General features: G+C 48.4%; 9 protein-coding genes. 8 read left to right on the top strand and 1 reads right to left on the bottom strand.

Annotated elements, in window-relative coordinates:
- Positions 1-235: 235 nt before the first annotated feature.
- Positions 236-955 (bottom strand): RDD family protein, encoded by a 720-nt coding sequence (locus K0O23_RS13875; protein ID WP_219878035.1) that lies wholly within the window; start codon positions 953-955, stop codon positions 236-238.
- A 78-nt stretch (positions 956-1,033) separates the two neighbouring features.
- Here K0O23_RS13875 and K0O23_RS13870 point away from each other — a divergent pair, with 78 nt between their 5' ends.
- From K0O23_RS13870 to K0O23_RS13835, 8 genes are all read left to right on the top strand, one after another.
- The gene (locus K0O23_RS13870; RefSeq protein ID WP_219878034.1) at positions 1,034-1,996 is read left to right on the top strand and encodes a stage II sporulation protein M; all 963 of its coding nucleotides are present in this window, start codon (positions 1,034-1,036) and stop codon (positions 1,994-1,996) included.
- On the top strand, positions 1,971-2,861 hold the full coding sequence (locus tag K0O23_RS13865; protein ID WP_219878033.1) for a hypothetical protein: 891 nt from the start codon (positions 1,971-1,973) through the stop codon (positions 2,859-2,861). The genes K0O23_RS13870 and K0O23_RS13865 overlap by 26 nt, the downstream gene beginning before the upstream one ends.
- On the top strand, positions 2,845-3,582 hold the full coding sequence (locus tag K0O23_RS13860; protein WP_219878032.1) for a DUF4129 domain-containing protein: 738 nt from the start codon (positions 2,845-2,847) through the stop codon (positions 3,580-3,582). Before K0O23_RS13865 ends, K0O23_RS13860 begins: the two co-directional genes overlap by 17 nt.
- The gene (locus tag K0O23_RS13855) at positions 3,579-4,766 is read left to right on the top strand and encodes a DUF4350 domain-containing protein (protein ID WP_219878031.1); all 1,188 of its coding nucleotides are present in this window, start codon (positions 3,579-3,581) and stop codon (positions 4,764-4,766) included. The genes K0O23_RS13860 and K0O23_RS13855 overlap by 4 nt, the downstream gene beginning before the upstream one ends.
- A 2-nt stretch (positions 4,767-4,768) precedes the next feature.
- Positions 4,769-5,761 carry an AAA family ATPase gene (locus K0O23_RS13850; protein ID WP_219878030.1) on the top strand — a complete coding sequence of 331 codons (993 nt, stop codon included), beginning with the start codon at positions 4,769-4,771 and terminating at the stop codon, positions 5,759-5,761.
- Between the two features lie 627 nt (positions 5,762-6,388).
- The gene (locus K0O23_RS13845) at positions 6,389-7,627 is read left to right on the top strand and encodes a DUF58 domain-containing protein (RefSeq protein ID WP_317195694.1); all 1,239 of its coding nucleotides are present in this window, start codon (positions 6,389-6,391) and stop codon (positions 7,625-7,627) included.
- A gap of 313 nt (positions 7,628-7,940) precedes the next feature.
- Positions 7,941-10,487, top strand: coding sequence for an ATP-dependent helicase HrpB (gene hrpB / locus K0O23_RS13840; RefSeq protein WP_219878028.1), 2,547 nt, complete (start codon positions 7,941-7,943; stop codon positions 10,485-10,487).
- Between the two features lie 500 nt (positions 10,488-10,987).
- Positions 10,988-13,465 (top strand): penicillin-binding protein 1A, encoded by a 2,478-nt coding sequence (locus K0O23_RS13835; RefSeq protein ID WP_219878027.1) that lies wholly within the window; start codon positions 10,988-10,990, stop codon positions 13,463-13,465.
- Positions 13,466-13,503: the final 38 nt, after the last annotated feature.

Below are 13,503 nucleotides of genomic sequence, written 5' to 3'. Positions count from 1 at the left end.
AGGGCAGCATTTAACCAATCAGGAAGTATGGTTGCGAACTTATTCTAGCAAGATAATACTTTCATAACATCTAATATAAATATTCAATTTATACTATAGAAACAATTTGTATACTTTATTTCATTTAATAAACCGGCTTTAGATCTGACTGCTATTCCTTAAAATACAAAAGCCGTCCCCATACTTTGGGAACGGCTTTTAGCAGTAAACTTTTTGTATGTTATATTTTCGTCAACTAACGTACCTCTATCTCGCCATGGGTATAATGGTGGTAGTCTTTGGCAACAGTTTTAAGAAATTCCCAGTCAGATAAATCGGTTTGAATACCGGTAACTTCTTTTACGCGCAAAGCTGTTTTCTCTAGCAGTTCGTAGTTCTGATGCTGTTTTGCCTTATAGGCCAATTTCCGTATCTGGACCAGGTCTTGGTCGTTAAGCTGGCTCACTTCCGGAAAAACAATCTGGTAATTTTCTTCGGTTTTCATCATCAAAGGAGCCCGTCTTTGCACAGCGCGTGTACGGATAACACAGGTACCAGCAGCCATATCGCCGAGGCGTTGACCTTTGCTGCTGGCGGCAACCGTAATTACAGCCACTAAACCACTCGAGATTCCCATATCTACTAACCTGAAAAGCCAGCGCAGCAGGTAATCGCCAACAGATGGTGCTTCTCCGGACAGCTTTACCACTTTAATATCGCGGGCTTTTTTGCCTATACTTTGCCCGTTCATAAAAATCTCGAAGAGCAGGTGGTAAAACATCGGTGGCAGCATCAGCAAAACAAAGTATACTACCTCATTTACAAAATTGCTGAACTGAAATGCCACAGCCATTGCCATAAACCAAACAACAAAAACAGCCCCATCAATAATAGTTGCTACGATCCTGTCGCCTACACTAGCCAGCGGGTACTCCACCTCAACGTTCTGCGTTGTCTGGATTTTTACGGTATTCATCTGAGAAAAAAGTTTGCTTTCTTTTATTTACATCACAAGATATATATATTTGGTTTATAACACAACACACACCGTACCGTGCGCGAGGCAGCTTTTATCCGAAAAAACAAACTTAAGTGGAAATCCTACGAAACTGAGGCGGCAACCAGCCCCGATGCGCTAGCCGACAGGTTTATAGAGCTCACCGACGATCTGGCCTATGCGCGTACCTTTTACCCTACTTCCGACACAACTGCTTACCTGAACAGCATGGCTGGCAAAACACACCAGGCCATCTACAAAAACAAGAAAGAAAAGAAGAACCGCTTTGTTACCTTCTGGAAGTATGAGTTGCCATTGCTGTTTCGGGAGCACCACCGCCAGCTACTCTATGCCTTCCTGGTTTTTGCCATAGCCTGCGGCATAGGCGCACTTTCTGCTGCCATGGATGATACCTTTGTCCGGCTTATTCTCGGCGACAGCTATGTAAACCAGACCTTGCAGAATATCCGGAACGGAGACCCGATGGCTGTTTACAAAAGTCAGGGCGAAACAGAAATGTTCCTCTACATCACGCTGAATAACATAAAGGTATCTTTTGTGGCATTTGTGCTGGGGGTATTTTTTTCGCTGGGCACTTTCTGGGTCTTGTTCAGCAACGGAATCATGCTGGGGGCTTTCCAGTATTTCTTTTACAAACAAGGCCTGCTTTTAACATCCGTACTCACCATCTGGATACACGGCACCCTGGAGATAGCGGCCATTGTAATTGCCGGTTGTGCCGGTTTTGTGATGGGCAACAGCCTGCTTTTCCCGAAAACCTATTCACGGCTGCACTCTTTTAAACAAGGCGCCCGCCGCGGACTCAAGATCGTGGTCGGGCTGGTTCCAATTTTTATCACCGCAGGTTTTTTAGAGGGCTTTGTTACCCGCCACACTGATATGCCGCTGGCACTTAGCTTGTTTATCATACTATCATCCGCAGCATTTATACTTTACTACTTTATACTTTACCCACGTTTACTGCACAAGCAACATGTACCAGACAAGCCAGAAAATTAACCTGAGGCAAGAGCGCGACTTCGGCGAAAAACTAAATGCCACCTTCCATTTTATAAAGCACAACTTAAAACCGTTATCCAGAGCCTTATTGCTTTACGTAACACCGGTTGCCTTAATGGCTGGTATCTTTTCGGGCTTATACCAGGCACGCCTGTTCCAGTCTATATCCGGCACCGGTGATTATAGATCCTACGGCGAGTTCAGCTTTTTTCAGCAGGTAACGTCGCTTAACTACATTGTCATGCTGTTCTTTACCATGCTGGGCTATATTATGGTGTCGCTGGTGGTGTATAGTTTTATTGTAGTGTATATGGATTCCGACGATGAGGTATCGCCTGCCGCTGTGTGGGAGCATATAAAGGTTAACATGGTACAGGCCATCTACGCTGGCATAGGCATAGGCCTAGTTTGCTTTTTCGGGTTCTTCTTACTAGGCTTTGGCTTATACCTGGGTGTAGTTTGCTCTTTGTTCTTTATGGTGATGATACGCGAAGAACTGGGAGTGATCGAGTCGGTGGAGCGCTGCTTTTACCTTATCAAGCACAACTGGTGGGCCACGTTTGGCTTTCTGCTTATCGTAGCGTTTATTCAGGGAATGATTGGCTGGCTGGCTGCCTTACCTGCAGGTATCATTACTATGCTGCGTATGCTAGAGGTGCCAGGCGTAGACAGTGATGTACTACTTGTAGCGGCTAATACTATCTCCTCTGTCTTCAACATTTATATTTCCTGCATTACCATGGTTGCCATTGCTTTTCAGTACTTTCATCTGGTAGAGCAGAAAGACGGCATCGGATGGATGGAGCAGGTAAACCTGATCGGCAAGCGTGACAGCCATACTTTTAAGAATGAAGGAGACTTTTAAGCAACCTTATACTTTTATACTTATACTTTGCCTGCTTCTTGGTTTTGGCCCAGCTACCTATGCCCAGTCAAAAGATAGCATTCCGGCTTCGCAGGTACCTGTTACGGTGCGCCAGTTCGACCCAGAACAGGTAGAGGAACTACGCTCCGATAAGGATTTCCAGTATTTTGAAGAGGTTAAACCCGACAAGACCTTCCTCGAAAAAGTATGGAACAAGTTTACCAGGTGGCTTAGCAAAGTATTTTACAGTACGAAGTCCGGTCCTGTCTGGGAGTATCTGATCTATGCATTTATCGTGGCGGGCATCATCTTTATTATTGTAAAGCTGCTGAGAATGGATATGACCAACCTGTTCTCCCGCAAATCAATTGAGAGCGAAATGGCTTATGAAGTATATGAAGAGAACATCCACGAAATGGACATCAGGTCTTTGATCGAGGAAGCCATAGGGCAGCGCGATTTCCGTAAGGCCATACGCCTGCACTACCTGCAAAGCCTAAAGAACCTGACCGACCATGGATTTATACTTTGGAAACCGGGCAAGACCAACCGTAGCTACATCAACGAAATTAAAGCACCTGAACTACGCCGTGAGTTTGAGCAGCTTACCAGCATGTTTGAGTATGTATGGTACGGCGGCGCAGCCCTCGGCGACGAGCTTTTTACTTCCGCCAGAGCAGAATTTATACTTTTCGACAAACAGATAAAACAGTACGCATGAAAGGCTACCGCAGATATATCGCCCTGATCGTGCTGCTTTTCGGCGCCTTGGTACTGCTGGAGTACTTCCGTCCGCAGCCTGTAGACTGGACGCATACTTACTCACGTAAAGATAAGATACCGTTTGGCACCTATGCCCTGTACGACCTGCTGCCAGGCATATTTCCGGGCAAAAAAGCACAGGAAGTCCGGGAGCCAATCTATAATCTGCTGCAGGACTCTACCCTGTCGGGCAACTATGTGTTTATCCATAATAATTTTGAGGCAGATAGTGTAGATACTAATGCTTTGCTGGACTTCGTGAGCCGTGGTAACCAGGTTTTCATTGCTGCAGAGCACTTCTCTATGTTTCTGACCGATACGCTAAAGTTTGACACAGAAACGTTGGGTAGCACATCTCCTGATTCTACTGCTTTATACTTTACGAGCCAGCAAGCGCACCTTGTTTATACTTACCCTAAAAACCAGGAAGCTGTATACTTAGACGCAGACCCCAAAGCCGGGCACATAGCATTGGGCCGAAACAAAGCCGGTTATCTTAATTTCATGAAAGTGCGGTTTGGCCGTGGCTGGTTTTACATCAGCTCTGTTCCGCTGGCTTTTACAAACTACCAGTTGCTTACCCAAAATCAAAGCGAATATGCAGCCACAGCTTTATCCCATTTACCAGTAAAAACGGTTTATTGGGACGAGTACCAGAAACAGGGTCGAATAGAGAATCAATCTGTATTTCGGGTGCTGATGGAGTATGAGCCGCTTACCTGGGCCTATTACATTGCTTTGGTAAGTATGGTGCTATTCCTGCTGTTCAAGAGCAAACGCACACAGCGTGTTATTCCGGTTGTTGAGCCACCACGCAACACTACGCTTGATTTTGTCAAGACCATCGGCAGTTTATACTTTAACAACGGCGACCACAAGAATATAGCCGAGAAGAAGATATCATACTTTCTGGAGCACCTGCGCCTGCATTACCACATCAGCACCAACACCTGGGACGAAGAGTTAAAAGATAGGCTTGTAAATAAATCCGGGGCAGACGAAGCCTTGGTAACTAACATTTTCAACCTGGTTAGCAGCATCCGGGAAAGCAGCAGCATCGGTGTACAAACGCTGATGATGCTCAACAACTATTTAGAAGAATTTTACAGACAAACATCAATAGGGCCAAAGGCTCACGCATAAAGATGGAAGAAGAAGTATTGATAACAGCACAGGAAAACAAAACAGACTACAGCAACCTGCGCCAAGCAACAAACCGCATTAAAGCAGAGCTGCGCCAGGTAATCGTTGGTCAGGAAACCCTGATAGAGTTGCTATTGGTAGCCATGCTGGCAGAAGGCCACGTGCTGATCGAAGGTGTACCCGGCATTGCAAAAACCTTAACAGCTAAACTGCTTGCCCGCACCGTGCAGGTGGATTTCAGCAGAATTCAGTTCACGCCGGACCTAATGCCATCAGATGTGTTGGGAACTTCGGTTTTCCACCCGGGCACCATAACATTTGACTATAAGCGCGGCCCTATCTTCGCTAACATTGTGTTGATAGATGAAATAAACCGTGCCCCAGCCAAAACCCAGGCCTCTTTGTTTGAGGTAATGGAAGAGCAGCACGTAACCCACGACGGCAAAGTATACCAACTGGCATCTCCATTTGTGGTGCTGGCTACTCAAAACCCGATTGAGCAGGAAGGCACTTACCGTCTGCCAGAGGCCCAGCTGGACCGTTTCATGTTTAAGGTGCTGGTAGAGTACCCAAGCCTGGAGGAAGAAATTGCCATACTTGAACTGCAGCACAACGGCGAAAAACTGAAGCGCGACCTGGATTGCGTGCAGCCGGTGCTTTCTGCGGATGAGCTAATCGCCTTAAGAGAAGCCGTACAGCAGGTGCACCTTGATAAGAAGCTACTGGAGTATATTGCCCAGATCGTTGGCGAAACCCGCACGAACAAGTCGCTATACTTAGGCGCATCACCGCGTGCATCCATTGCCTTACTTAACAGCTCCAAAGCCTTTGCCGCCCTACGCGGCCGTGGCTTTGTAACGCCTGAGGATGTGCAAGAGCTTGCCCCGGTAGTACTACGCCACCGTATCCTGCTAACCCCGGAACGCGAAATGGAAGGCCTAACCGCTGACGACGTGATCAAGCAGATCATTCAGAAAATAGAGGTGCCGAGGTAAGGAAAATCATCCCCTCCCGAAACTAATATTGAATATGCGACTTCAAAGAGGACTTTAGCTAGGAACAATTCCCCTCTTGAGAGGGGTTGGGGGTGTGTTATAGAATAGCTTAACCTCCCTTCTACCAAGATCCTTACAGGATGACAAGAAGAAAAGTAGTAACCCTAAGTTATCCTTTATAGAACTAAATTTGGATACGCAGCAACGGTTACAGCCAGGTGCACTAACGACGGTCCACTGTTGGGGGTAGGGGCCATCGATAAAGAGCGTTCAGCGAGTGGGGGTAGGGGCCATCGGGAAAGGAGCGTCCCCGAATCAAGTTCGGGATGTGCCACTTGACTTTTTTCACACCCCTCCTTTTTTCAAGGAGGGGTGCCGCAGGCGGGGTGGTTCCTTGTGTCAAGTAGAATATCCTGAACTTGATTCGGGGACAAAAAGTAGGGCCCAGCCGGCGAGGCGAAAGCTGGCTAAAAGCAAGGAAGCTAATATGAAAATCAGCAAGCATTTAATGCAACTTAAAACAATAAACCAATAGTGCAGTTCATCCGCAGTCTATACTTCACCAACCGCCTATACTTCAGCCTGGCAGCTTTAGTCTGCTTGTTTGTTGTGGCCTTTTTCATACCCGTGCTACTGGTCTTAGCCAAAGTAGCCTTCGGGGTACTGCTATTACTTACCCTGCTAGATCTCTTACAACTTTATCGCAACAAAGAGGGTGTGTTCGCCAGTCGCAGCATGCAGGAAAAACTCTCTAATGGTAGCGACAACGACATTTACCTATACCTTGAGAACAAGTATAACTTTGCCGTAGACGCCGAGGTGATAGACGAACTGCCTTTCCAGTTTCAGCGCCGTGATACTGTTTTTAAAGCACGCATTCCAGCAGGCCGTACACATATCATCCATTACACCCTAAGACCAACTAAGCGCGGCAGCTATAACTTTGGGGCAATCAATGTGTTTGCCATGGGTAAACTCGCTTTGGTAAAGCGCCGCTACAAATTTGCCCAGAACCAGGAAGTGTCGGTGTATCCGTCGTTTATACAGATGCGGCAGTATGAGCTGATGGCCATCTCGAACAGATTGCACGAGGTAGGCGTGAAAAAAGTACGTCGCCTCGGCCATAGTTCAGAATTCGAGCAGATCCGCCCTTACGTAGCCGGAGACGACCAGCGCACTATCAACTGGAAAGCAACCGCACGCAAATCCGACCTAATGGTAAATAGCTACCAGGACGAGAAATCGCAGCAAGTGTTTTGTCTGATTGATAAAGGCCGTGTGATGCAAATGCCGTTTGAAGGCCTTACCCTGCTCGACTATGCCATAAACGCATCGCTGGTAATCTCCAACATCGCTCTTAAAAAGCACGACAAAGCTGGCCTGATCACCTTCTCCGACAACATTAGCAACATGCTGCCGGCCCAGCGCAAAGCAGACCAGGTACGGCGCATCATGGAGCTGCTCTACAATCAGAAAACTAAGTACCAGGAAACTGACTACGAACGCCTTTACGCCACTATCCGGCACAAAATTAAGCAGCGCAGTTTGCTCCTGCTCTTCACCAATTTCGAAACGCTTAACGGGGCGCAACGCCAACTGCCCTACTTACGCGCCATGGCCAGGCATCATTTGCTGGTAGTCATCTTCTTTGAGAACACAGAGCTGCACGCTGAACTTCACAAACCAGCCACCAACACCGAAGAAGTATACACCAAAGCCATCGCCCAGAAATTCGACTACGATAAACGCCAGATCGTGAAGCAACTACAGCAGCACGGTATTCATGCTATACTTACCCCTCCTAAGGACCTGACGGTGAACACGATTAATAAGTATCTGGAATTGAAGGCCAGGGGCTTGATTTAGGGAGGTACCTCACCCCAACCCTCTCCTAAGAACAGGAGAGGGAGTTAAAGCTACTGGCGCAGGAATCACTCCTGTGACTTTAGGTGTATGTGAGTCTCCAGACTCGCTCAGGTAAACACTATTAAGCATTTTGTAGGCTCAACTTATTTTATACTGGCGCGGGTTTGTAACCCGTGTCTTACAATGATGTTGAGTTTGCAACTCAACTGGGCCAGAGGCCCATACTATAGTCAATCACGAGCGATGACGCTCGCGCCATGAACCTTCCCTCCCCTACTGCATCCCACCAATATTTTTCAGACCTTTACAGCAGATGGCTACTACAGACTTATTCCACCGATTACCTGATTTACCTGTAAAGGAGGCGCTACCGCAACTGCTGGCTGCCCTCGATAACCATACCCGCGTGGTATTGGAAGCACCTCCCGGAGCAGGTAAAACTACGCTTGTGCCGCTGGCATTGCTGGAGGCATCGTGGCGAAACGGTGGTAAAATTCTGGTGTTGGAGCCACGCCGATTGGCTACCCGTGCCGCTGCTCAGCGCATGTCGGATATACTTTCGGAGACGGTTGGGCAAACTGTTGGTTATTGGGTGCGGATGGAGCACGTGGTGTCGGCAAATACGCAGATAGAAGTCGTAACCGAAGGTATACTTACCCGCCTGTTGCAGGAAGACCCGGCCTTGGAAGGCATCTCCGCTATTATCTTCGACGAGTTTCACGAACGCAACCTGCAGGGCGATTTAGGTTTAGCCCTTGCCCTGGATGCTCAGGCTCTACTTCGGCCAGACCTGCGCATTATGGTGATGAGTGCCACTTTGGATGCCGCTGCCATAGCCAAATGGCTCGATGCGCCGGTGGTGCAAAGTATGGGACGGCAGTATCCCGTAGAAACAACTTATTTGTCTAACGCCGAAGTAGCCGCAGCTGGTACACGTCCGGCACAACGTCTGGCAAACCTGGTACCCAAAGCCATCCGGCAGGCGCTGGAACAGGAACCGGAGGGCGATATACTTGTTTTCCTGCCGGGCATGGGTGAAATGCGAAGAGTGGCCGAGCAACTGGAAGGGCGTTTAGCTCCAAGTATAGACCTGCACATTTTACATGGTGACCTGACGCTATCTAAGCAATTGGCTGCCATACAACCTGCTCCGCAAGGCAGGCACAAAGTGGTACTGGCAACCAGCATCGCCGAAACCAGCTTAACTATAGAAGGCGTTAAAATAGTAATAGACGGAGGATTTGCTCGCGTACCAAGATTTGTTCCCCGCACCGGACTAACTACCCTCGTAACCATTCCTGTTTCTAAAGCAGCTGCCGACCAACGCCGTGGTCGTGCTGGCAGACTTGGCCCCGGCATCTGCTACCGGCTCTGGTCTACTGCCGACCAACTGCAACTACCCGAAAACCAGACTCCCGAAATCTGCGAGGCAGACTTAACAGGTATTGCCCTGGAGCTTGCCATCTGGGGAGTAAAAGATGCAACAGACCTAAAGTGGCTGGATGTACCGCCTGCCGCCGCCCTATCATTGGCACATGACCTGCTTTTGCGCCTGGAGGCTATTAATGAACCTGGCAACGCTACTGCACACGGAAAAGCAATCGCCTCTATGGGGTTAACACCGCGCCTGGGTCACCTGGTAATTCGTGGTCGTGAGCTTGGCCATACTTCTACGGCATGTGCTTTGGCTGCATTACTTTCTGAAAAAGATGTGCTAAAGTCGGTGCAACAACCCTGGTCGGAGCCGCTCCCAGATCTGCAGGTGCGCCTGGAGCTTCTGGAGGGGAAGAGGCCATACCTACCAGGTTTTGTAGTAGATGAAAATGCCTTGCGTAGAGTAAAAGAGCAGGCACAGCACATGCGCCTGCGTTTGCGCGAGCAAAAAGCCACTATCAATCATGAGACTGCCGGTATACTTACCGCCCTCGCCTACCCTGACCGTATTGCCCAACTGGAAACATCAGGGCGAGTGCGATTGGTAACCGGCCAGCGTGTAGCACTACAGACAGAATTATTCGGAGAAGCTCCTTTTTATAGCATAGCTCACCTGGAGATTGGCGCTAAACCACGGGCCTTACTGGCTGCCCCACTTTCTAAATCTGAGATCCTGAAATACTTTGGTGATCAAACTGAGACAATAGATGAAGTACGCTGGGATGATGCAACTGGTCGTGTAGTAGCCCGAAGTATAACACGCTTAGGAGCCCTAGTGTTGGAGGAAAAACAACAGCCTAAGCCAGACCCAGAGCAGATTGCTGATGCGCTGTTTAAGGCGTTGCAGGAGAAGGGCGTGGCTAATTTACCATGGTCTGATGAGGCTATAAAATCCCGTAAACGGCTGGCGTTTCTGCACCAACTAGCTCCTGATAACTGGCCAGATGTATCGGATGAGACTCTACAAGAAAGTATGGAAGTATGGCTTCGTCCGCACCTCTCCGGCCTCCGTTCTTTGGACCAAGTGGCACGTTTGGACTTTAATGAAGTACTGCTATCTGATTTAAATTGGGAACAGCGGCAGGACATGGACAGACTTGCACCTACACACCTGCAGGTACCCAGCGGCTCCAGAATTTCCATAGATTACACAGATGTAACAACGCCTGTGCTGGCAGTGCGCCTGCAAGAGGTCTTCGGCATGCTGGAAACGCCAAAAATCGGTGGAGGAAAAGTACCTTTGCTTATGCACCTGCTTTCCCCAGCCTCACGCCCCGTACAAGTTACCCGCGACCTACGCAGCTTCTGGAATACCGGCTATTTTGATGTGCGCAAAGATTTACGCGGCCGTTATCCAAAGCACCACTGGCCGGATAATCCACTGGAGGCGCAGGCAACGAGAGGCACCAAGAAGAGGCCGCTGTAGAGGACCACAGATTTATGAGGATTAGATAGATTGAAGGGGTGTTTTTTAGCAATACCAGGTCAAACTACCCCTACCCCTCAGAGCTACGCTCGCTAGTTTCGAACTCCCGTTCTCACTAGTCCAAGGCGGCGAGTTTTACTTACTATACCAACTGCCATCACAATAGCTGCTACTTTTTCTTTTGTCATCCTGTAAGGATTTTGATAGAAGGGAGGTTAAGCTGGCGCGTCAGAGCAAAAACACACCCCTGCCCCTCTCAAGAGGGGAATAAAATGCAAAAACTCCCTCTCCTGTTCTTAGGAGTGGGCTGGGGTGAGGTAAACTTGCAGGGGTGGTTGGACCCGGTATTGCTGAGAAATCTTAAAAATCAATCTAATCTCCTTAATCACCGGTCCAGTTATTGCTAAACAGATAGTGCACCAAAATCACTCATTCATCGTTTGTATGCAGTATGCCCGGTAAAATATCAACCTAGGCATGCAAATGATCAGAAACAGAACATGAAGCGTACGCTTAAGAAGATAATAAAATTCATTGTTACGAAAATAATGGCGCCGTTTGTGCGGCTGGTTCATGGCGAACTATCTGCTTTTTTCAGTAGCCTTAAACCAAAGTTTACCAGCACTTATTGGAAACAAAAATGGGCAGAATGGCAGGAAAGCCGCAGCCAATCTAACTACAAATTCCTTTTCAGGATATTTTACAAACTGGCACTTGTTGGTGTACTTGTTCTGGTGCTCTTCTATTTTGCCATTTATACCGGTTTGCTGGGTGGTATGCCTTCTACTAAAGAGATGCAGTCGGTGCACAACAATACTGCCTCCGAAGTATATGCTAAAGGCGGTGAGCTGCTGGGCCGGTATTACATACAGGATCGTACAAATGTAAAGTATGCTGACATCTCTCCTGCTGCTGTTGATGCCCTGATTGCAACAGAAGATGTACGCTTTTACGAGCATAGCGGCGTGGATCCCCGAAGCCTGGGCCGTGTGGTGGTCAAATCGCTGCTGATGCAGAATGAGAGTTCCGGTGGCGGCAGTACATTAAGTCAGCAGTTGGCCAAGAACCTGTATCCGCGCAAAAACTACTGGTTTGGCGACATGGCGGTAAACAAGCTGCGCGAAATGATCATTGCCCGAAAACTGGAAAGCCTTTACACAAAAGAACAGATACTGGAACTGTACCTGAACACAGTGCCTATGGGCGGTAATTTGTATGGTATTGAACGTTCGGCGCAGCGCTTCTTTAACAAATCTGCCAACGAGCTTAAAACCGAAGAGGCAGCCGTACTAATCGGAATGCTAAAAGCTACTACCACTTATAACCCAAGGCTTTCCCCGGAGAGGTCTAAAACAAGACGAAACGTGGTATTGGGCCAGATGGCAAAGTATAACTACCTTACTCCTGCCCAGGCTGATTCGCTAAAACAGTTGCCACTAAAACTCGACTACAAAGTAACCAACCACAACGACGGACTGGCTCCATACTTCAGAGAGCAGCTACGACAGGAATTGGCTGAATGGGCTGCCAGCAAGAAAAAGAAAAACGGACAGCCTTATAATCTTTACACAGATGGCCTTAAGATCTATACTACCATTGATGCAGGCATGCAACGCCATGCCGAAGCAGCCGTGCGCAAACAAATGGCCCAACTGCAAAAGTCTTTTGATGCACACTGGCGTGGCCGCAGCCCCTGGGGTGCTAATTCCGATGTAATTCAGGTGGCCATGCAACGCTCCGACAGGTATAAAAAAATGCAGGCAGCCGGAGCATCAGAGGCAGAAATTGCAAAAGCGTTCAGAGAGCCCCGAAAAATGCAGGTATATGGCTGGAACGGCAGTAACCAGCGTACCATGAGCCCCCTGGACTCTATTGCGTATTATCAGCGGTTTTTGAACACTGGCCTGCTCTCAGTAGAGCCGCATACAGGCTATGTACGTGCCTGGGTGGGCGGCATCAACCACAACATATTCAAGTATGATCATGTGCGGTCTAAGCGCCAGGTGGGATCAACGTTTAAGCCTATAGTATATGCCGCGGCCCTGGAAAGAGGCATGAAACCCTGCGACTACTTCCCAAACGAACGCATGACTTTCCCTACAAATGACAACTGGTCGCCGAGAAACGCCAACGAGCAGTATGGCGGCGAATATACCATGCGTGGTGCGCTGGCCCACTCTGTGAATACGGTATCCGCGCAGATCATCATGAAAACTGGCGTTGACAGAACGGTGAACATGGCTCACCGCCTGGGCGTAAAAAGCGATCTACCCGAAGTACCTTCGCTTGCCTTAGGCACAGCAGACCTATCGCTGCAGGAAATGGTAACAGCTTATGCCACTTTTGCCAATCGTGGGCTGCGTGTAGAGCCGGTATACATAACCAAAATCACAGACCGAAACGACAACATTATTCGCCAGCACCAGGACGGCCGCGATGTTAAACGGGTAATATCAGAGCAAACAGCTGCTATCATGCTGTACCTGATGCAGGGCGTTGTGGAAGAAGGCAGTGCAAACAAACTACGTTCGCAGTTTGGACTGCAGATGGATATTGCCGGCAAAACAGGAACTACACAGGATAATACAGATGGCTGGTTTATAGGCATTACGCCGCAGTTGGTAACAGGCGTATGGGTCGGCGGTGAGAGTCCGCAGGTACGATTCCGGACATTAGAGTTAGGCCAGGGTTCTCGTACTGCCCTCCCTATTTGGGGAGACTATATCCGACGCATTGCCATTGACCCAGCATACAAAGGTTACTACAACAGTAGGTTTGAAAGGTTACCGCCACGTGTACTTGCCAGTCTGAACTGTGAATCTTACCGAGCCGAGCCACCCCGTGAAAACTTCCTGGAGCGGGTACTGGATAGAGTAACTGGTAAAGCAGCCCAATCTTTTGAGGAGTGGAAAGAAAGCTGGAAGGAAAGGCGAAAAGAACGTAAAGAAAAGAGAAAGAAAGGCAGGGGCCGCGATTAGAAAGGTGTTTATTGTAATATTTAATAGTTTGCGATGAC

Source organism: Pontibacter aydingkolensis, from assembly GCF_019443125.1.
Classification (GTDB): domain Bacteria; phylum Bacteroidota; class Bacteroidia; order Cytophagales; family Hymenobacteraceae; genus Pontibacter; species Pontibacter aydingkolensis.
Note: the sequence above shows the minus strand (reverse complement) of the source record. Positions and strands in the feature narration are given on the sequence as shown.